16 protein-coding genes are annotated in these 21,642 nt (G+C 54.1%); 9 read left to right on the forward strand and 7 right to left on the reverse strand.

Translation table 11 applies throughout. The features are described from left to right. The first annotated feature begins 2 nt into the window (after positions 1 to 2). The 4 genes from devC to SH678x_RS14125 all read left to right on the forward strand — a co-directional run bounded on the left by devC (position 3) and on the right by SH678x_RS14125 (position 4,703). Positions 3 to 1,196 (forward strand): ABC transporter permease DevC, encoded by a 1,194-nt coding sequence (gene devC, locus SH678x_RS14110; protein ID WP_496919099.1) that lies wholly within the window; start codon positions 3 to 5, stop codon positions 1,194 to 1,196. Between the two features lie 27 nt (positions 1,197 to 1,223). Further along, positions 1,224 to 2,372: an ATP-binding cassette domain-containing protein gene (locus tag SH678x_RS14115; protein WP_496919100.1), complete on the forward strand. Its 1,149-nt coding sequence runs from the start codon at positions 1,224 to 1,226 to the stop codon at positions 2,370 to 2,372. 717 nt (positions 2,373 to 3,089) lie between these two features. After that, positions 3,090 to 3,581: a DinB family protein gene (locus SH678x_RS14120; protein ID WP_496919101.1), complete on the forward strand. Its 492-nt coding sequence runs from the start codon at positions 3,090 to 3,092 to the stop codon at positions 3,579 to 3,581. A 423-nt stretch (positions 3,582 to 4,004) separates the two neighbouring features. Continuing rightward, complete coding sequence (locus SH678x_RS14125; protein WP_496919102.1) at positions 4,005 to 4,703, forward strand: PEP-CTERM sorting domain-containing protein; 699 nt, start codon at positions 4,005 to 4,007, stop codon at positions 4,701 to 4,703. A 68-nt stretch (positions 4,704 to 4,771) separates the two neighbouring features. On the opposite strand, the gene mgrA is transcribed toward SH678x_RS14125, so the two are convergent. The 3 genes from mgrA to SH678x_RS14140 are packed head-to-tail and all read right to left on the reverse strand — an operon-like array spanning position 4,772 to position 7,034. Next, the gene (gene mgrA, locus SH678x_RS14130; protein WP_496919103.1) at positions 4,772 to 5,764 is read right to left on the reverse strand and encodes an L-glyceraldehyde 3-phosphate reductase; all 993 of its coding nucleotides are present in this window, start codon (positions 5,762 to 5,764) and stop codon (positions 4,772 to 4,774) included. Positions 5,765 to 5,819: 55 nt separating this feature from the next. Beyond that, complete coding sequence (locus tag SH678x_RS14135; protein WP_496919104.1) at positions 5,820 to 6,581, reverse strand: TSUP family transporter; 762 nt, start codon at positions 6,579 to 6,581, stop codon at positions 5,820 to 5,822. A 24-nt stretch (positions 6,582 to 6,605) separates the two neighbouring features. Next, positions 6,606 to 7,034 carry a hypothetical protein gene (locus SH678x_RS14140; protein WP_496919105.1) on the reverse strand — a complete coding sequence of 143 codons (429 nt, stop codon included), beginning with the start codon at positions 7,032 to 7,034 and terminating at the stop codon, positions 6,606 to 6,608. Between the two features lie 159 nt (positions 7,035 to 7,193). Here SH678x_RS14140 and hemB point away from each other — a divergent pair, with 159 nt between their 5' ends. Next, complete coding sequence (gene hemB / locus SH678x_RS14145; RefSeq protein ID WP_496923070.1) at positions 7,194 to 8,162, forward strand: porphobilinogen synthase; 969 nt, start codon at positions 7,194 to 7,196, stop codon at positions 8,160 to 8,162. Here hemB and SH678x_RS14150 read toward each other — a convergent pair. Further along, complete coding sequence (locus tag SH678x_RS14150; protein WP_496919106.1) at positions 8,159 to 8,701, reverse strand: prepilin peptidase; 543 nt, start codon at positions 8,699 to 8,701, stop codon at positions 8,159 to 8,161. The genes hemB and SH678x_RS14150 overlap by 4 nt on opposite strands. Positions 8,702 to 8,924: 223 nt before the next feature. On the opposite strand from SH678x_RS14150, the gene SH678x_RS14155 reads away from it, so the two are divergent. Continuing rightward, the gene (locus SH678x_RS14155; protein WP_496919107.1) at positions 8,925 to 12,620 is read left to right on the forward strand and encodes an MFS transporter; all 3,696 of its coding nucleotides are present in this window, start codon (positions 8,925 to 8,927) and stop codon (positions 12,618 to 12,620) included. A gap of 41 nt (positions 12,621 to 12,661) precedes the next feature. Here the strand turns inward: SH678x_RS14155 and SH678x_RS14160 are convergent, their stop codons facing one another. Next, a complete protein-coding gene (locus SH678x_RS14160; RefSeq protein WP_496919108.1) occupies positions 12,662 to 14,500 on the reverse strand; it encodes a hypothetical protein in 1,839 nt (612 codons plus the stop codon). Between the two features lie 182 nt (positions 14,501 to 14,682). Then, on the reverse strand, positions 14,683 to 15,573 hold the full coding sequence (locus SH678x_RS14165) for a hypothetical protein (protein ID WP_496919109.1): 891 nt from the start codon (positions 15,571 to 15,573) through the stop codon (positions 14,683 to 14,685). 209 nt (positions 15,574 to 15,782) lie between these two features. Here SH678x_RS14165 and SH678x_RS14170 point away from each other — a divergent pair, with 209 nt between their 5' ends. Then, a complete protein-coding gene (locus SH678x_RS14170; RefSeq protein WP_496919110.1) occupies positions 15,783 to 17,078 on the forward strand; it encodes a HEAT repeat domain-containing protein in 1,296 nt (431 codons plus the stop codon). Positions 17,079 to 17,665: 587 nt separating this feature from the next. On the opposite strand, the gene SH678x_RS14175 is transcribed toward SH678x_RS14170, so the two are convergent. Further along, positions 17,666 to 18,301: an ankyrin repeat domain-containing protein gene (locus tag SH678x_RS14175; protein WP_496919111.1), complete on the reverse strand. Its 636-nt coding sequence runs from the start codon at positions 18,299 to 18,301 to the stop codon at positions 17,666 to 17,668. A 606-nt stretch (positions 18,302 to 18,907) separates the two neighbouring features. Here SH678x_RS14175 and SH678x_RS14180 point away from each other — a divergent pair. Then, the gene (locus SH678x_RS14180) at positions 18,908 to 19,711 is read left to right on the forward strand and encodes a transporter (protein ID WP_496919112.1); all 804 of its coding nucleotides are present in this window, start codon (positions 18,908 to 18,910) and stop codon (positions 19,709 to 19,711) included. A 222-nt stretch (positions 19,712 to 19,933) separates the two neighbouring features. Further along, entirely contained in the window at positions 19,934 to 21,526 is a 1,593-nt protein-coding gene (locus SH678x_RS14185; protein ID WP_496919113.1) for an arylsulfatase, read from the forward strand. Positions 21,527 to 21,642 lie beyond the last annotated feature (116 nt).

The following is a 21,642-nucleotide window of genomic DNA, read 5'->3' on the forward strand; positions in this document are numbered from 1 at the left end:
CGATGAAATCTCTCACCAAAACTCCGCTAGCCTGGAAGAATCTGACGCACGACGTGCGGCGGTTGGTGGTGGCGATTTGCGGCATCGCGTTCGCCGTGCTGTTGATGTTCACGCAAGTCGGCTTCCAGAATGCTCTCTTCGATAGCCAGGTGAAACTGATCGACGACCTTGCAGGCGACATCTTTATCGTCAGCAAAGCCAAATACACGCTCGCCGCGGAAAAGCGGTTCCCAATCTCGCGGCTCAACCAAGCTCGCTCCTGCCCCGGCATCGAGGGGGCGTATCCGATTTACACCGAGCTTACGACCTCAGTTGTCCGCCGCATCAACAACGGCATGGGAAATCTCGGTTATCCCCTGCGGACAATCGGTTTCCATCTCGACGATCCAGTGTTCGAAAGCAACGAAATCAACGACCAAAGTCCCAAATTGCGCGTCAAAGGAACCGCTCTGCTCGACCGCAAGAGCAAGCAATCGAAATTTCCTTTCCCCTTGGACGATGATGCCGCGCTTGAGCAGGAATATGTGGAACTCGCCGGCAAGCGGCTCACGCTCGTTGGCACGTTTGATTTAGGGACCGATTTCGCTCACGACGGCAATTTGCTGATGAGCGCCGAGAGCTTCGCCGAGTTCTACCCCCATCGGGTGCGCTTTGGCGATCCGTTGAGCGTGATCGACATCGGCGTCGTGGATGTCGACCCCGAGGTCGACGTCGACGAAGTTCGCACGTTTCTCGAGCAAACGCTCGATAAGGACGTGTTCGTGATGACGCGCGATCAATTCCGTGCCGAGGAAATCCGCTTCTGGGATAAAAGCACGCCTATTGGCACGGTGTTTCTCGCGGGAAAAATTATCGGTTTCATCGTCGGCATGGTGATCTGCTACCAAGTGATTTACTCGGATATCGCCGATCACATGGCCGAATTCGCTACGCTCAAAGCTATGGGCTACACCACCCGATACTTTATTGTGTTGATTCTCACCGAAGCGGTGCTGCTAGCCATCGTCGGATTCATCCCGGGGACTGCCGTCAGCACGGGATTGTATTCCTGGCTCTCCGGTCGCACGGGGTTGCTGATGGTCATGACACTGCACGGCGTGTTGTTCGTGCTCGTGGCCACGATTGTCATGTGCGTTGCCTCGGGCATGCTGGCGGTGCGAAAATTGCTTGCCGCGGACCCGGCGAATTTGTTCTAAGCCTTACCCTCGAACATCATCACGACTATGACCTCTCAAACCACCATCCCGGCAACCAGCGGCGCGTTTACTGGGAGCGGCTTGCAAATGCCGAAGACCGTGCGAGTCAACGGTCTGAATCACTATTTCGGCGAAGGGGAATTGCGTAAGCAAGCGCTGTATCACAACAATCTCGACGTTCGCCGTGGCGAAATCGTCATCATGACCGGCCCATCGGGTTCGGGTAAAACCACGCTGCTCACGTTGATCGGCACGTTGCGCACCGTGCAAGAAGGGAGCCTCACCGTGCTGGGGAACGAACTCAATGGCGCGGATCGCAATCTCATCGTGCGGCTCCGCAAGGAAATGGGCTTCATCTTCCAAGCACACAATCTGTTTGAATCGCTCACCGCCTATCAAAACGTTAACATGGCGGCAGAACTCGTGGGGCTCGACCCCATGGTTGCCGAAGGACGCATTAACTCGTTGCTCACCCGGCTCGGGCTTGGGCACCGCATTCACTACAAACCCAAGTCCCTTTCCGGCGGTCAAAAGCAACGTGTGGCGATTGCCCGCGGCTTGGTCCACAAACCGAAATTGATTCTCGCCGACGAACCCACCGCCGCCTTGGATGAAAAATCGGGCCGCGAAGTGGTGACGCTGTTTCAAGAACTCGCTCGCGACGAAGGCTGCACGATCATTATGGTCACGCACGACAATCGCATTCTCGACGTGGCGGACCGCATCGTGAACATGGTCGACGGCAAGATTAAGTCCAACGTGGCGGTGAAGGAAACGGCCGTGATCTGCGACTTCTTGAAGGGCTTCCCGCTGTTCGCCGATCTCACGCCGAACACGATCGCGGAGTTGGCCGATCAGATGATGGTTCACGAAGCCGACCCGGGCGACGTCGTCATTCGCCAGGGAGACGCTGGAGATCTGTTCTATCTCATCCGTTCTGGCAGCGTCGACGTGTTCATCAACGACGGCACCCAGGAACGCAAAGTCGCCGAACTCAAAGAAGGCCAATACTTCGGCGAAGCAGCTCTTATTACTGACGAACCACGCAACGCCACGATTGTGGCCCACGAGCCCTGCATCTTCTACGCCCTCGGCAAAGACGACTTCCGCGCAGTGCTGGAAACAAGTGCCACGTTCGAGGAAGAACTACGGCAGGCGCTGTTTAGACGGCAGTAACTCGCTAAGTCATTCTGAGGGAGCCTAGGCGACAGAAGAATCTAGCCTCTATCACCCTACCCTCTGCCGCGCATGCGCGAGATACGGCCAGCATAATATTTAACTCTTGCCCGTCATTCCCGCCTCAGCGGGAATGACGGCGGAACGCTCAAAGCGCATTTTCAGAAGTGGCCAAAAATTATTGGTACACACGTACACCAATACGTTATAATCAGGCGGTCAATGAGTTTTGTGGGCCGGAACAAGCGGTGCGCAGTTCCGGCAATGTACTACCTACACCGCTACTATGCCGGAACTTCGTAAAACTCGTTTCGGTCTACATGCTTCACAACCATTACGAGGGACAGAGGCTTTACGCCCACAGTCCTGGTTATGCCGGAGGTCCAAACAGATAGCATTCACAATCAAAAAAACGAATTCATTTGGAAGTGCGCAAAAAAGTGTGCCAAGTTGACCAAGTTGACTAACTTGACCAAGTTCGAATTGGGACGTCGATTCCGCGCGCTGCACGCAACGAGAGAAGAAATGTCTCGATCATCGCCGAAAAGGCGCAAAAAAGTTGGACAAGTTCGACAAGTTGGAAGTCTTGCGAATAACATCCCCCATGCGCTGCGGTCGTTATGGCGGTTGATAGTTCCTCTGGCCAGGACCTGGCCGCGATTGTTAAAGTGTTCTTCCTCGAAAAATTTTTAGAATGTCATGAATCGGAGAAATGCCATGCAAGCGCAAGATGTGATACGCATCGCGATGAATACTTCGTCGATGGTGTTGGGACGTTATTTGGAAGATTTGAGCGATGCCGATCTCATGCTGCGTCCTGGGCCTGGCTGTAATCATATCGCCTGGCAACTGGGGCATTTGATTTCGTCGGAAAACCAATTGCTCGGATTTGTCGACACGGAGGCCGTTATTGAATTGCCTGCCGGGTTTGCTGAAAAGCATAGCAAGGCGACGGTTGGAGATGACAACCCTGAGAACTTTTGCACGAAGCAGGAGTACTTGGATCTGTTTGAGCAAGTCCATGCCGCGACGAATGCACTCTTGAGCAAACTCACGGAGGCAGACCTCGATCAGCCTGCGCCGGAGAATTTCCGTTCGATGTTCCCTACAACCGGGCACATGCTGGTGTTGATTGCGACGCACGGCTTAATGCACGCCGGGCAATTAGTCCCGATCCGTCGGGCGTTGGGTAAACCGGTGGTCATTTAGCTTGCGGGTTGGCATGGTTGGTGGAGGCCTCCCCCTACAGCGATTCAGAGTGATTTCCCCCATTCAGGTGGGTGTCGAGCTGTGGTTTGCTAGAAAAGAGTGTCTGGTAGGCAGCAAAGACCTTTCTTTGCACGTTTATTTGTCGATGACAAACTATTGCGCAATTCCATGTGGTCGCTTTGGAACCAGTCCATATGGTATTAAAGTAGTTGTTCCAGCCAGAAAAACCCTAAAAAAACCGGCCCTTAACAGCACATTTATATTGCGGCATTTGGTCATTTAATTACATTAGATAAGTAAGGGCAGCTAGCGCAGGGTCTATATCTAGTCGCCCTGATACGGAATTATCCGTCTGTTCAGAAGTCGCAAGGATGGATCGCGACAATACATCTTTTGAAGATTACGTCTGGGGAGTTAGAACTAATGAAGATCACACAACTCGTTTCACACCTTGCCCGCTGCGGAGCTGCGTGCGCTGTGGTGGCTTTATCGCTGACGGCCTCTCAGGCTGCTACGATCGAAATTCAATTCACGGGTATGAACCTCGTTTATGATGGTTCTGCGATTTATGATGGCGGCTCGACCGCGGGTGGCGTAGCCAATCCAGCCGATGCTGATGCTCTTACCTCCGTGGAAATCTATGTTGACGGCTCGTTAGTCAACACCATCACAAGTGACATATCACTGGATGCATACATTCCCGACGTCACGGGAATTTCCTCTGCTCCAGGTACGGTTGATTCTCAAACGACTCCGGGCAATCCTGGCTTTTTCGATTTGCTCATCGGCACATCCCCTTTGGCTAGCGAGTATTTGCTGGTTGATTTGGAGGATGTCTCGATTACGTATGTCGACATCCTTAACGTCGTTCAATTTACCTTCGGTGCAGCAATCTCGGATGTCTTTACCCAAAACCTGCCCGGCGGGTTGGTGATTGGCGATCCTGTAACTGTCTCATTCTCGGCTCAAGTTACACCTGGCACGAAGACATCGGCCGGTGGATTTGTGACGGGTTTCGAAGCCTCAGGTACAGGTGAGATTCGCGGCGAAGCCATTCCCGAGCCCACGACTTGTTTGCTGGGAGCACTAGGATTGATCGGCTTGGCCGTGCGTCGCAAGTAAGACTGCGTTTGCAATTCGTTCTAACTCAAAAGGCCGCCTGGAATGGGCGGCCTTTTTTCATTGGCCATTTAAGAACGCAGCACTTCTTCAATTGAGTTGATTTCCACAATGGAAAATTTACGATTAGCAAGGCAACCGAGATTCTGTTCCAGTTGGGCGACAGAACTCGCCCCGATTAACACTGTCGTGATGCGCGAATCTTTCAGCACCCACGCGAGCGCCATTTGTGCGAGTGATTGCCCACGGGCCGAAGCGATTTCGCCGAGTTTGGTGATTTGCTGAAGTCGATCGGCTGTGATTTCCTGTTGCTTGAGAAAGCCATGCGGTTTGGCAGCGCGACTATCGGCAGGAATGCCTTGCAGATAGCGGTCCGTGAGCAGCCCTTGAGCCAGCGGAGAAAATGGAATGCAGCCCACTCCTTCTCGCTCCAGCAAATCCAATAAACTTTCCTCCTCAACCCAGCGATCGAACATCGAATACCGCGGTTGATGAATCAAACAGGGCGTGCCCATGTCGCGTAACAAGCGGCAAGCCTCAGCCATCATCGTGGGTCGGTAATTGGAGATCCCCGCGTATAAGGCTTTGCCTTGCTTTACTGCCGACGCCAAGGCTCCCATCGTTTCTTCTAAAGGTGTATCCGGATCGGGGCGATGCGAATAGAAGATGTCGACGCATTCCAAACCCATCCTTTTTAGGCTTTGGTCCAAGCTGCACAACAAATACTTACGCGATCCCCACTCGCCGTAAGGCCCAGGCCACATCAAATACCCAGCCTTCGTGGAAACGATCAGTTCATCGCGATAGGGTTTTAAATCTTCACGTAGGATCTTGCCAAAATTCTCTTCGGCCGAACCGGGCGGCGGGCCGTAGTTGTTGGCTAAATCGAAATGCGTCACGCCCAAATCGAACGCTCGCAGCACGATGCTGCGCCCTATTTCGTAGGCATCGACACCACCGAAATTATGCCAAAGTCCGAGCGAAACGGCAGGCAATTTCACACCGGTGCGACCGCAACGGTTGTAGGTCATCGAATCGTAACGCTGGGTATTAGCAAGATACATGACGGGCCTCATGCAAGTGAAAATAGAGATGAGTGTGCTTCAAGTTGTAACGTGCTTACAGAAAGGGTGCTAGGATGGCCGCTATTGCGGTGATGGCAATCAGTCCAAAGGTGATCTTGCGAAACACTGTCACTGACAGAAATGCTCCCAGATGCAAACCAAGCCACAATCCGGCAAAAATTGCGGGGAGAAACAGCAACGTCGAACAGGCCGGCGTTAGGACCTTATCACCGAATTTCAGCCAAAAAAACAAGGCGGCAAAAGGTTGTCCCACGGCGGAGCAGAAAAATAGGAACGCGCGGGATTTATTTACGGGCCACGTGAGTGAATTCGCGTAAATTACCAGCGGCGCGGCCCCCATCGACGCAAAACCTAACAGGAACCCCGAACTTCCAAATGCCAATGTCTTCCAAAAAATATTCAGTTGCTCACGCGGCTTGATCTTGAAAAACCACAACAGAAATAGCACGGTCAGTAGCAGCAATCCCAAAATTTGTTTCGAGTGTACAGGAGTCAGTCGTTCGTCAACCCAACCTGCCGCATAAGTGCCCAAAGGTATCGCGAAGCAAAGTCGCACGACCGTCGGATAGACTAGTTCCTCGAAGTCCAAATAGTCCCAAAGTTTCCAAGTTCCCGTAAAATTCTGGACGCTCGTAGAAACAAGGTTGATTGTTGCGGCTTCGGGAAGAGAAAACCCACACAGTACTAAAAGTGGAACTCCCAGCAAGCCAGAGGCAAATCCGACAGCCCCCTGAATGACACTGCCGAAGGTCATCACGATCCCAATCAATAGCAGATCGTGAAATTCATAAATCATGGAGTGACCACATGACGAGCAGAATCAATCATTCCGCGATTTGAGAAACTGCTGAACTCGTTTGCGTAGGTCGTCGCTGTTCCATCCATGCTTGGCGGCCTCGGCCAGCATCCTGCGCTGCTCATTGTGATTCAAACGCGCGACCGCGGCATGAGCTGACCACGATAATTCCGAGTGTCGATTTTGTGGCGGGACACGACGGGCGACCGAGGCATAGCGGCTGACCATTTCCGTCGAGAGCGTTTCGCCGCAAACCTCGCCAAATTCCTCTCCAAAAAGATCCTCACCCCGGTTGATCATATCGCCGATCCACCAGGGACTTGCCCGTTGGCACCAAATGGCAAATTGCAGGGGGCCCTTCCAATCGGCAAGTTGTGGCCGACCGTTGACTTTCACAAAGGCCGGACGAAACTCAAACGGCCCCAGGGCCATTTTCGGTTCAGAACTGGGCATAAAACAAATTCCATGATACGACAGGGGACTTCCGCCATGGATTTTAAGGACATGGCCTTGGATAATGGAAGTCCGATAGACAAGATTCACGGACTCTCTTGGCAGGAAATCATGGCTGACGCACCGTTCAATTCCTTGGGACGCTATCCAGAAACTCGTATGCGTCGGGTGAGACGCGAAGATTGGTCACGGCGACTCGTTCAGGAAAACCACCTGTCGGTCAACGATCTCATCTGGCCCATGTTTGTGTGTGAAGGAAAATCACGACGCGAACCGATCCCTTCGATGCCGGGTGTTGAAAGGCTGTCCATAGATCTGCTGGTCGATACTGTCGGCGAAGCGATTGAGCTGGGCATTCCTGCTGTGGCACTATTTCCTGCCACACCCTCGGAAAAGAAAACGCCAGACTGCGAAGAAGCTATTAATACCGACAATCTTGTGTGCCGCGCCGTATCGGCGGTGAAAAAAGCACACGGCAATCAGATTGGCGTGATTTGCGACGTGGCGCTAGATCCCTATTCCAGCCACGGCCAAGACGGATTGGTACGAGACGGCTATGTGGTGAACGACGAAACCGTCGCGATGCTTTGCCGACAAGCGGTCGTCCAAGCCGAGGCTGGTTCCGACATTATTGCTCCGTCGGACATGATGGACGGCCGGATTGGCGCGGTTCGGAAAGCGCTCGATGCCGCCGGATTCGAGCACGTGCAGATCATGGCCTACGCCGCCAAATATGCGTCGGCATTTTATGGGCCGTTTCGCGATGCGGTCGGTTCCGCGGCTAACTTGGGGAGTGGCGACAAGCGAACCTATCAAATGGATCCTGCCAACGGCGACGAAGCGATCCGCGAAGTGGCCCTCGATATTGCCGAAGGGGCGGACAGCGTGATGGTCAAGCCGGGGATGCCTTATTTGGATATCGTGCGGCGAGTGAAGGACACCTTCGGCGTGCCTACGTTTGCATATCAAGTGAGCGGCGAATACGCGATGCTCACTGCGGCGGCAGAAAAAGGTTGGCTCAATCGCGACAAAGTCATGCTTGAAAGCTTACTCGCATTCAAGCGCGCGGGTGCCGATGGAATTCTGACTTATTTCGCGAGGGTCGCGGCTAAGTTGCTGGCCGACTAGTTGATGAACATTGCTGGCAACGGATAGAGAGCTAACAAAATTATCGACCAGATAATTAGCTTGCCGCGGGTAATATTCCCATCCAATCGTAAAAGCACAAGCGTCATCAGAACGCTGGCCAATATCGCGTGATAGACAAACTGCCCGATGACTCCCCATTGTGGGATCCAGACGATGTCCATAGCACCGCGTAAATCGGAAAGCGGCTCGCCAAAGACCGTCGCCCCGCCGCGAAACAACTCCAAATAGGCGAGCAAGAAAAATACGATCCCCATGATCGCTTCGACAATCGCATAGCGGGGCGAGATCGGCGCGCCACAGTCGCGGCAACGGCCTCGCAAGATGAGCCACCCCAACACCGGCACATTATCTCGGGCGCGAATCGGGTGGTTGCAGTGGGGACAATGCGACGGCTTCCAGACGACCGACATTCCCAGCGGTAGGCGATAAGCCACAACATTGAGAAAGCTGCCGACGCACGCCCCCAAAAAGCCCAACCACAGGGCGGTAATCAAATCAATATAAAAATCAGCACCCACAAGGAAACCACATCTGGGACTTGACTCACAATCGGCATCGCGACGATGAGTAGACTTTACAAGCTATCCAATCAACAAGGAAACTGCAAAATCTCCAATCTCACCACGAAACTCACGAACCGCCAAGGTCTCGTTGGCCAATTGCGATTGGTGCAAACAGTCGCCGCAGGCTACATTAGAGGGTCATCGGCAAATTCTCACAGGCGGCACCGTTCGATTCTCAATGGCAAGCGAAACCACGTTCAGCAATTCGCCCCCGGCTACGAATTCGGAAAAACGCGGCCTCCTTTCAGCCAGCTTTTTGGGATTGCTCGCCACCCAGTTCTTGGGGGCCACAAACGACAATATCTTGCGCTGGCTGGTGATTGGCATCGGCAAGGATTATTTCGAAGCGAGCCAGGTCAGCGGTGTGCTGACCCTGGGCCTGGCGGTGTTTGTCGCTCCCTATATCCTGCTCGCGGCACCGGCAGGCTATTTGGCCGACCGCTTCAGCAAACGCTCCGTAATCGTGGCCTGCAAGTTTGCCGAGATCATCATCATGGCCCTGGCGATTCTGTGCATCGTCTGGGGACAAGTGTGGCTGCTACTGGCCGTGTTGGGGCTCATCGGCTCTCAAGCCGCCTTGTTTGGACCAGCGAAGCTCGGCAGCATTCCGGAGATGCTCCGCGACGACAAAATCTCCGCAGCCAACGGCCTCATCGGTCTGACGACCGTCGTATCGACCACCGTGGGCGCGACAGCTGGTAGTTGGCTCGCGGACAACACGGGCGATCGTGGCCAAGCGCATTGGGAATGGTCGGCTTATGTGCTTGTCGGCGTGGCCATCGCGGGTTGGGTCACCAGCCTTGCGATCGCACACTACAAAGCCGGCGATCCATCGCGAAAGTTTCCGTGGAACGCCCCGCAACAAACCTGGGCCGATCTCAAAACGCTTTCCCACACCCCAGCGATGCTGCGCGTGGCGTTGGGTATTCTTTTCTTTTGGACCCTGGCCGCGCTCGCGCATTTAAATATCGATCAATTTGCCTTCGAAGCTGGGGGCGAAAAGCAAACCCAAGTCGCACCACTGCTCGCGGCCCTGGTCGTTGGTGTGGGTGTCGGCAGCGTGCTGGCTGGCATCTGGTCGGCTGGCCGCGTCGAACTGGGAATTCTGCCGCTGGGCGCGCTAGGTCTGGTGCTCGTGCCAGTCATGCTTTTCACCGTCGAGGGCGAGTTCTTCATCGAAGGGGGTGAGTGGACCCTCAGCTATATCGGAGCGGGAATCTTGCTATTTCTACTGGGATGCTCAGCAGGGCTGTTTGATGTGCCGCTAGCCTCGTACATGCAATTCAATAGTCCGCCCGATCGGCGTGGTTCGATTCTCGCCGCGAGCAATTTCATGACGTTCAGTGGCATGTTGCTGGCGTCGTTAGCGTTCTTCATCATGCGGTTGCCCACGGATCCCGGCACACTGGAAAATCTTCAGGCCGGCTATGTGAATCAGCCCAAAACGGCTGCTTTGGCCACCGAAATGTGGCATCGGTTAGAACAATCTCGCGAAACTGGCACCCCTCTCGATGTAATCGGACTGACGCACGAATTCCCTGAACGCGAAGGCCTCGCGCGGGAAGTCTTTCAGGAGTTTGTTGGGCCGCCACTTCTGACAGCTCGCCAGATTTTTCTCGTTTGCGGCGTGCTGACGATTCCCGTGCTGATCTACATCGTCTGCATGATTCCCCAGGCTTCGATTCGATTCTTAGCTTGGCTGCTAACTCATACCGTGTTTAAAGTGCGTGTTCACCAACGCGAAAACTTGCCTGAGGTCGGTGGTGCGCTGCTGGTACCCAATCATGTCTCTTGGCTGGATGGACTGTTACTGATTGCCATTTCGCCGCGACCGATTCGGATGATCGTGTCGGCCGATTTCATCAACAGTCGGTGGACCCGTGGCCTCGCGCAAATCATGGGGGTCATCCCCATTCTGCCCCGCGCCCCGAAGGCCACGAAGTCGGCGCTCGACACGGCTCGTGAAGCCCTTAACAACGGCGAATTGGTTTGTATCTTTCCCGAAGGGGGTATCAGCAAGTCGGGACAATTGCAGCCCTTCCGTCGGGGAACGCTGGAAATCATCAAAGGGACGTCGGCCCAAGTGATTCCGGTCTACCTTGATGAACTGTGGGGAAGTATCTTTACCTTCCGCGGTGGACCACTTACTCGCATCCGCCGCCGCGCGTTTTTCCGCCCTGTTTCCATTTGGTTTGGCAAGCCTGTGGAAAACGTGACCGACATCTGCGAACTCCGCCAAGCCGTGCAGGACCTCGGCGCCGAGGCCGTAACCGGGAGAAGACAACGTATGATGGTTTTGCCTCGCTTGATGTTGCGTAAATGCCGTAAGAGTCTGTTCAAGTTCAAACTGGCCGACTCCAGCGGTGCTGAAGCGACGGGTGGATCGCTGCTGATGCGAACACTCATATTGCGACGGCTTTTGCTACGCAATGTTTTCGAATCGGGCGAAAAATATGTCGGTGTGCTCATGCCTCCGTCGGTCGGCGCAGTGATTACCAATGCCGCGGTAACACTCTCCGGCCGTGTGGCAGCCAATCTGAATTACACCGTCACCAACGACGTGCTCAACGCCTGCATTCGCAAGGCGGGGATCCGCCATGTGCTCACCAGCAAGAAGGTGATGGAGAAGCTCGATCTGAAGATCGACGCCAAGGTGATCCTGCTAGAAGACTTCAAAGACAAAGTCACCACCGCCGACAAAATCGCCGGTGTTATTTTGGCCTATGCCACTCCACTCGCGATTCTTGAGCGAATCCTCGGCATCCATCGTATGACTAGCGATGATGAGCTCACGGTCATTTTCACTTCCGGCTCCACGGGCGATCCCAAGGGTGTTGTCCTCACAAATCACAACATTGGTTCCAATGTCGAAGCGATTGATCAGGTCATTCACCTGCGGAGCGACGATACCCTGCTCGGCATCTTGCCCTTTTTCCACTCGTTCGGCTTTATGGTGACGCTCTGGACCGTATTGGGTCTCGACGTACGGTGCGTGTATCACTTCACGCCATTGGATGCCAAGATCGTCGGGAGCTTGTGCCGCAAGTGGGGGGTCACGATCTTGTTATCCACGCCGACGTTCTTGCGTTCGTACCTGCGCCGCTGTGAGCGCGAAGACTTTGCCAAGATGGAAGTCGTAGTGGCCGGAGCTGAGAAGCTCCCGCTAGCACTTTCCGATGAGTTCGAAGCGAAGTTTGGCGTGCGGCCAATCGAAGGCTACGGTGCTACGGAACTATCGCCGCTCGTTTCCGTGAATGTGCCGCCGATGCGTTCGCAAAGTGGCGACGAAGGGCTGAAGGAAGGTACTGTGGGGCGGCCCGTTCCTGGCGTAACGGCCAAAATCGTTGATCCCGATACCGGTGCTATTTTGCCACCCGAAATGCCCGGCATGCTGTTGATAAAAGGCCCTAATGTGATGAAGGGCTATCTCGGCTCTCCCGACAAAACTGCCGAGGTGATCCGCGATGGTTGGTATGTCACCGGTGATATCGCGATCATTGACCGGCAGGGATTCATTCAAATCACGGGGCGGCTGAGCCGGTTTTCCAAGATTGGCGGAGAGATGGTGCCCCATCTCAATCTCGAAGAAGCCATTCAGCGTTTTGTGCAATCTCCCGAGGATGAAATCGTGAAGGCCGTGGTGACGGCGGTTCCCGATGAGAAACGTGGTGAGCGTTTGATTGTCGTCCACACCAAGCTCGACAAAACGCCGCGACAAATCTGCGATCATCTGGCCACACTTGGCTTACCCAATTTGTGGCTCCCCTCACCTGATAGCTTTTTGGAAGTCGAGCAAATCCCCGTGCTCGGAACTGGCAAGCTCGATCTCAAGGGTCTGAGCGATTTGGCGCTCAAGCACTTCGGAAAGTCATGAACAACCGCCGCAGATCAATTCAATCTGCGGCGGTGGTTTTGTTACTTGCTGGTTGTCACAGGCGGGCGAATCAACGTCACCGATTGCTTCAAGTACGAATCCGGCAGCGGACCAGCTTGCACAACCATCAGGTTTGCTTGGTAGTAATCAAACTTCTCCACCACGTTCGCGATACTTGGCAGCAAGGCCAATGCTTCGACAATCGGTTTGATTTCTTCGGCATTGGCATTAGCCCCAGCCATGGCCAGGAACATCGGCGCGATACCCCCCACCTTGCGAATCATATCTGCCGCGTGGTGAATACCTTTCTCCAAATCGGTGAAGGCGAGCGAATCCACAGGGCCTTCGATTGCTAAGTGAAACCGTTCAAAATGTTCGGAACTATCAATCGTGTCTGTTTTGCCTGCACGGGCATCCAGAATTTTCTGCACACATTCGGGATTCGAGCCCACCATCATCCACCCATCATGAAAACCTATGATCGGCTTCACATTGAAAGCGACCAACATCGGCACATTGAGCATTTCAAACTCCGGCAACGACTCCACCTTGGCTAGCGAAATCTGCTGAGCCTGCAACGGCGGCAGCTTGTTGAGGTTGTCGACCAACCGATGCAACAATTCGCGAATGCGAGCCGGATTGGAACATTTCAACGCGAACACGGAATCTTGCCCCTCATCGGCACGCGGCAAAGTCACTGAAACACTTTCACCGCTGAACGACTGCAAAATGTCGCGGTCGAGGTACAAATCCAGATCTGCTTGCACCTTTTCAAATTTGGCTAAGGCGTCCTTTGATTCAGGAAACTTGGTTTGCAAAATCTCCATCACATGTTCGTACACCGGATGAAGCTGCACGCCCTTGGAAAGAGAATAAGCCACCGCGTCGGCGGGGATCCATGTCTGCCAATCTTCAAACGGCTTACCACTTCCCAGCATTTTGCCGAGCAATTTCTCTTTCGCATCGGCGGTGACTTTGCCCAAGGTCGCGGCGCGATTCTCAAATCCTTCGGTGTATTCAACGGTCACTTCATAATCGATCACCGCAAGCTCGCTGATGAGCATGTCGACAGCATCAGCCACTCGCACGGCTTGGGGATCCTCTTTCGACTGTTGCCGAATAAAACCGCCGATTGACCCCAGTTGCTTGAACAACTGCTGGCCATCGAAGATGACGGTCGCATCCTCGGGAGTGGGGAGTTTGGCAAAGGCTTCGGCGAAGCGAGGGTCATCGAACTTTGACTTGCCGCTATCGCTTTTGAGCATCTCAAGGGCTTGGCTCAACATGACGTGCGAACTGCTGATCAGAAAGACATCATCCAGACGAGCAAACACCGGCTGAAACGGTGAGTTCGGTGGCAGCACCAAGCCGGTGATCTCGACGTCCCCCTGACTGATCTGAGTGACTGGGACCTTGCCCTCGCTTTTTGCTTCCAGCAATTTCAGTAAGTTCTGGCAGCTCTTTTCGACTTTTTCCGCACCGTCGCCAGGATAACGTAGTGCGATCAGATGGTGGTTCATGGGGAACTCCATCATCTGCAAATACAGCACTTCCTCAGAGCTCAGGATCGATTCTTTCAAACTGGGATCGATCGCGGCACTTATTTCGTCGATCACCTGCTGGGCCTCGTCGAGTTTGTCCTGAGGCAGCCGCGAGGTGACGATTTTCAGAATTCGCTCGGGAATCTTTTCTTCCTGAACAGTTTGCCATACTTCGGCAAGATAGTCGCGTTGGTAATCACGCTCGGGGTTGTGCTTGCCGTAGACTGCCAGATGAGCCATCGGCAGCGCTGCGTCGCGTAAATCGACATCCGCGGCTTGGCCCCACGATGTGGGTGCTAAGGCCAAACATACGCAACATAAGAATGCTTTGAACTTCATGGTCCATTCCCTCCCGCTTCACGAGTGCTGGTAAATACCGCCATGCACTCTTTGATTATTGACGAACCCGGTCAGCCGCAATGCCCCCTAATGGAGGCACATGCTGTCGGGAACGTCTTCGCGGGAGAGGAACAAACCTTGGTATATTTCTGCTGGAAAACGGCAAAATGCTTTGCGGGAGCTTATTTCACCGTTTTTGCGGGGCCAGCAGCTGTCAGTTCGAGAATCGAGTGCTCGTGGCAATCGTAGGCAATTTTTGCCAATTCGCGTTGCCGGTTCACACTCACATTCTCCAGATTCTCGCTCAGCCGCTTAATGCGTGCGGGCTCCATTTCAGCGGCTTGCGAGAAACTGCCCACGAAGGTCACGGTGTCGGAAAAATTGCGATCTGCCATTCTTCCTACGAGTGGGTGCACCACCTTCGCGAAAATCTCTAAACTGGCACGGTCGATGTGAATGAATGAATCGAGCCGCGCCGCGACATAGTTGCGACCATTGCTTTCGACGAACGAACCGCTCCGCAGCAGCAGCACGCATTGCGCCTTCACCGGTTTGTTGAACGGTTTGCCCTCGTAGCTGCCTTCGGCGTACATCACAAAGCGATTCTGTGCGCTGTCTTCGCAAGCTTGCTCGACGATGACGAGCTTGCCCGTCGTGCCAGCATTGTCGGCCATGCGGAACGAATTGGCGTCGATCCGTTCGAGAGTCACATGCGTGATCCCCAACTCGCGCCAAATCTCGACCAGCACTTCCGGGTTCTTGGCCAGAAACGAAAACATGTCGGGATCGCAATCCACAACCTGCGTCGGCAAGCGACGGAAGACGCTCGTGTCTTGGAGCACAGCTTGCACGGCCTGACGATATTCGGGAGTGATCTTTCGTAGCGGAATCGCTTCCAAAGCTTCCGAACGTGCCTGATCCGAGGTGCTGGCTTCGAGCGACTTTTCGGCCGCGCGAGAGTTTCCAACCCAGCTCAGTGTGAGACAGATAATTAACGACCACGCCGCAAAACGGCGAAGCGGTCGATGACCACGGAGCGCAACGGCGCTCGTTCTGCGCAGACAGCGATGCATTCAATTCCCCCCTACCCTTGCCCGCAACGCTTGGAAAGATTTGCGGGTCGTAGAAGTTATTCGGCACGGCGGGGGAGGCGACCCCAGCAAAAAGCTGTGGGATCGCGGGAGTGCTATCACTGTCGGCAACGGTTGATCTTGCCGCTACTGCCAGCTTGGATGAAAATCGTGGTGAACTTTCCCTCAAAAACCACCTGTGAGTTGGTGTCATGGATGTCACCAAACCGCGTTCGTTGTTAGCCCGTCTTACGATTCTCACCGGGCTCGTGGCCACGATGTTGATAGCGGCATTTACGCTTTGGCCACACGTTCGTGCTTGGCAGCAAGAGCGGCTGGCCCATGGTTTGGTTGCCAAACTCGAACGCACCGAGCACCCCAATTGTCGACCCGTACTGATACAAGTCGCGAGGTTCGGTGATACGGGAATCACGGCCTTGGTTCGTGGAGCGGCTTCCGAAAAAGCCGACGTCGCCTTGGCGGCTCGCGAGATCATCAAGGAGCAACTCGCCACGTGGAAGTTACGCCACGAAACCGACACGGCGTACGACATTGCCACGCCCACGAATCTGCTCGCCGCGGCGCTGGCGGAAAACGTCGACAAGTTCGGACCGTTCGGGCAGCAATGGGCCACCCGACTCGCCGTGGAACTCGCTGACTTGGCTGCCGACATTCCCCCCGCTGTGGCCGTTCCTTTGTTGACGAATTGCAGCACGATCCTCGACGCGATTCCGCCGGTGGGTCCACGTCTGCGAACACTTCCCAGCGAACAACCTGTGGTAGTCACCGCGGCAACACCCCCTGCCCCCGAGATTCGTCTCCCCGCGCTCCCCAGCGAGCGCGCAATCGCCAGTACCCGCCAGGAGTCAGCACCACGACCGCTTGCGGTTGATGCCGAACAAATTGTGAATTCCAAAACGGCTGAGGAAATCACCGGCTCGACGCAGCTTCCCGCGGCGACGGATTGGTTGCCGGAATGGCAAACGAAAACGCCGGTTGCTGCTGCGCCAAATCCTGAACCCTTGGCCGATGCCCAAACGCCCGTATCGACGCCCATCATGGCAGCGGCTGAAACAATCGATGTCCCCTCGCCGGAAGAGATGGAGACGCGGATCGCCCAACTCAAGTCACAAGACACGCGAACCTTACTCACGGATTTGAACGCAGCCGACAAATTCCAAGCGGGTCTCATCCGCACGGTCCTCAAGGAACGTGGGCTAACGAACGATGAGCTTGTGCTTGGTAGTAAGTTCACTTCGTCCGACTCTCAAGTGCGATTAAACCTCGTGGATGATCTGCAAGTCCTCCCCGCACGAACGGCCCGGCGGTGGCTCAAAGAATTGCTCTCCGATACCGACGCCAACGTACGACTCAAAGCCCTCACCGCGCTTGCCACCACAAACGACCCCGAACTGATCGGCATCGCCCGAGCGGTCGCCATCGAGGACGCGGACCCAAGGGTATCTGAGCTCGCGACGCGGATCATGCGCGGGACGATCAAAAGGTGATGGAAATAGGGGGCAGAGGTGAGAGGTGAGAGGCCGGGGTCAGTAGTCCTGGCCTCTGATCTCCGACATCTCGCCTCTTCGTGCTCAACTTGTCCAACTTTGCCAAGTTGATTTCCGGCGGCGACCCTCGTTTTCTTCGGAAAAAACGCCAACTCTTCTAACTTGTCCAACTTGGCAGACTTTTTTGCGCGATTCGAAAGAAGTTCGTGTTTTTTTCATCGTGTTTGGCTTATGTTTGGACCTTCGGCGTGGCCAGGAATGAGGTGTGGCCGTTCGGACCGGCAGTGGGTTAACTGACTCGGTCTTCATGACGAACTCTTCCGTGAAAAAATCAGCCATGCTGCGCCCAAAAGGCAACTCAAGCCAATGAGAACATATCCAATACGGAAATATATCGCATTCGAGACATTGAGCTCAAACGTGGCCAAATAGCCGAACAAACAGAACCCAGCAACTGCAAGACCGATAATCACAATGATCCATTTCATCATTGGCACCACACGGATTCAAACTGTGAGATCGAACGGGTTGAAAACATTCCACCACCACAAGCATGCCAAGATCTCACTTTGCGGCCGATTGATGATCTACGCCCGATAATGGTTATAACAGAGCAGACGCAAAATGGATCGGGGGCGTAAATGCCAGCTGGCCCATGTGAGCGGCGAATCACCATTCATGTCTTTTGCATCGACGCGAGCGCCGGCATCAAGCAGCATTTGAATTGTTCCTTCGTTACCAAACGCCGCTGCGCGATGAAGCGGTGTTTCCGCTCGAGTTCTGATGTCACGCATGAAGGACTCGGTTTCAACAGAGGGATTGGTCACACAGTTTGGATTCGCACCATGCTCGAGGAGTAGTTGAAGCACATGATCATGGTTCTTTCGATCTGCTGTGCACAGCGACGAATGCAAAGGTGTTTCTCCGGTGCCCAATAACGGCCTGTTCACGTCCGCCCCTTGCTCGATAAGGAACTGACAAAGTCGGGGATAACCATGAAAGACTGCGCCATTGAGATCGAAATTGTCTCCGAGCGATTCCAGGGACTCACCCTCGCGAAGCAGGAATTTGATGGCAGTTACGTCGCCGTGGTAGGCACACCACTTGATGAGCGACACACCTCCACAATGTGTTGATTTTGCAGAGTGGCCAGCCTCAACGTAATCAAACACCAAGTCTGTTTGTCCGTCAGAAATTCTCTCCAATAAGTTCTCTATCATCATGCAATACCAGTTGGTTTTACGGGAGACCGAGCGCGTTCACCAGACCACGGCCTGTGCCCTGATTTTTACACCATCAGTGGGTCATGATTCTCAACGCTATCACAAAAAGTACGACCGCAGTAGTGTTTGGTTGTGCGTCGCCGGAGCTGCCTATCCGCCTGCGACGCATTCTGGCCTCTAACATGCTAACGATAAGGCCCCATTATCGTGATTTAGAAATGCATTTCCACAATGATTATTGGCCACCCTCGGCGCGCATTTCCGCGAAGTCCTGTCCTCACAAAAGTGGGGCAGAAATCCAGAATTTTCACGCAGCGACATGGTGATCGCGGAGAAAATTGGCCACGAAACGAACCCCGACTCAAGTGATTTTATGGTACTGCCGACGATACGAGAGAAGCTCTCTTTCTAATCGTGCTAGCAGCGGCGAATTCTCTTCATATACTTCTCCGTCACGATGAAGAGTGACAATTTCCGCCTGAGGCAGTCTTCTGTTCGATTGGGGTGTTTTTGTGAGATCGAATTCTGAAGCTGTTAATGGTGAAAGTGGGGCTGAGAATCGGTTGCAGGTCGCGATTGGATTTCCCCCTACCCTGAGAGACCGCCATGCGTAAGATTTTGCCGCTCGTTGCAATAGTACTGCTTTTGGCCGCTCCGCAGGCGATCGCTCAAGAAGCCGGGGAAGAACCCATCGAGACCGATCGTGATTCATTTACTCCGGCCGTAACAACCGCCGGGGCGGGGCGATTGATTTTGGAAGCGGGTTACTCGTTTATCGACAATCGCGGCGTACCTGAAACTCATAGTTTACCTGAGTACATCGCTCGCTATGGTTTTAATGATTGGCTTGAGCTTCGCCTGGGTACAAACTATGAAGTCGGCGGGGAATCGAATGCTATTTCCGGCGGTGGGGGCGGAACCGGCGACCTCGACTCGGGAGAAATCGAGTCCGAAGCCAAGATGATATATGGATTCAAAGCAGCGATCACGGAACAAGCGGATTGGATACCACGAAGTGTGACGATCGTGCAAGCCACCACTCCCACACGTGGTCCCGAAACGGCAACGCACTTGGTGGCCGCTTATGTTTGGGGGTGGGAGCTGGCTGAAGACTGGGTTTGGGACTCAGCGATCCGCTACGGCGATGGCTCGGAAGAAGACGATCAGTTTGATCGCTGGGCGCCTTCGACGGTGCTCAAGGTCGAGGTGATCGAGCAGTGGAATGCTCATATTGAGTATTTTGGCATCTTTACCGATGGCCGCTCGGATGAACTAAGTCAGTCCTACGTCAGTCCGGGCATTCACTATTTAATTACGCCAAATTTTGAAGTCGGAGTACGCGTCGGTTGGGGGTTTGGCGGTGACGCGGCGAATTTCTTCTCCAATGTTGGCGGTGGGATGCGCTTCTAGAAATTTCTATGGTCGAGGCCAAGGACTGTAGTTGCTGTAAACTCTGACATTCAAGAGGTCAGTCCATCTTATTTCGTTCTGGTTGAAGTATCGATATTTCGGCACAAATTTGCGTTGAAAAAATATTTACAATCCATTGCCATGCACTAAACTGTGAGCAACAAAAATCGCTCGTAGTCTGCACGACGCGGACTCTCCTCACAAAGTTTTTGGAGCATTGCCATGTCTCGCCATCGTTTTTTTCGCTGGCTTGTTTTAGTCGTCGTCCTGGTTGCCGCCGCGTCGAGCGACTCTTTTGCCCAGGAAGCTAAAAAACCCAATATCCTGGTCATTTGGGGCGACGACATCGGCACGTGGAACATCAGCCACAATAGCCGGGGGATGATGGGCTATCACACGCCGAATATCGATCGAGTCGCCAAAGAGGGGGTCGCGTTCACCGATTATTATGCGCAACAAAGTTGTACGGCGGGTCGGGCCGCTTTCATTAGCGGTAGCGTGCCGGTGCGATCAGGCATGACCAAGGTCGGTATGCCGGGCGCCAAGGAAGGTTGGCAAAAGTCGGATGTGACGATGGCTACCGTGTTGAAAGGCCAAGGCTATACAACGGGCCAGTTTGGCAAGAACCACCAGGGGGATCGTGACGAACATCTCCCCACAATGCACGGTTTCGATGAATTCATCGGTAGCCTCTATCACCTCAATGCCGAGGAAGAACCTGAAAACCGCGACTATCCGCGAGACATGAAACTGCCGAGCGGCAAAACTTTCCTAGAAAAGTTCGGACCTCGCGGCGTTATCAAATCTACGGCCGACGGCAAGGGCGGGCAAACCATCGAGAATCTTGGACCTCTGACCAAGAAACGCATGGAATCTATTGATGATGAAACCCTGGCCGCTGCGAAAGACTTTATTAAACGCCAGCACGAAGCGGGTAAACCCTTCTTTTGCTGGTGGAACGGCACACGGATGCACTTCCGCACTCATGTGAAGGAAGAGCATAAGAACTTGGCTGGGCCGAATTCTGATGAGTACAGCGACGGCATGGTCGAGCACGACATGCACGTTGGTGAGCTGCTTGATCTACTGGATGAGCTTGGCATTGCCGACGAGACGATCGTCCAATACTCGACGGACAATGGACCCCACTACAACACCTGGCCAGATGCCGGCACTACGCCGTTCCGCGGCGAGAAGAATTCCAACTGGGAAGGCGCCTTTCGCGTCCCTTGCTTTGTTCGTTGGCCCAATCATTTTCCCGCCGGCACAACGCTGAACGGCATTGTGTCGCATGAAGACTGGTTGCCCACCTTTGCCGCCGCCGCCGGTGCACCGGACATGAAGGAAAAGTTGCTCAAGGGTGGCGTCGAACTTAACGGACGTACTTACAAGAATCATATCGATGGTTACAACCTGCTGGACTACTTGAGCGGCAAGACGAAAGACTCACCGCGTAAGAACTTTATTTATGTGAACGATGGCGGCGAAGTCGTTGCAATTCGAGTCGGCGACTGGAAGGCAATCTACCTGGAAAATCGTGCTCATCAGCTCGATGTCTGGCGTGAACCTTTCGTTCACCTGCGCCTGCCGTTGTTATTTAATCTTCGCCGCGATCCCTTTGAGAAATCACAGGAAAACTCCAACACTTACCACGATTGGATGATCGATCGGGCATTCGTGTTGGTGCCGCTGCAAGCGGTGGCAAGCGAGTTTCTTCTGAGCTTGAAGGAATTTCCGCCCAGCCAGGCTCCAGGCGATTGGAGTCTCGACTCGCTTGAACGTCAGATTAAGGGTATGACTGCTAGTGGCAAATAATTAATTCGCTACCGATTAAGAGTGCGTACCACGAGGACCGGCGGGCGGGTGGCATGCCATCACGGCAGCGGGACGCTGCCGGCTAACGCTGGACATTGTGTGGCATGCACACAATT

The organism is Bythopirellula superficialaquae (assembly GCF_059632245.1).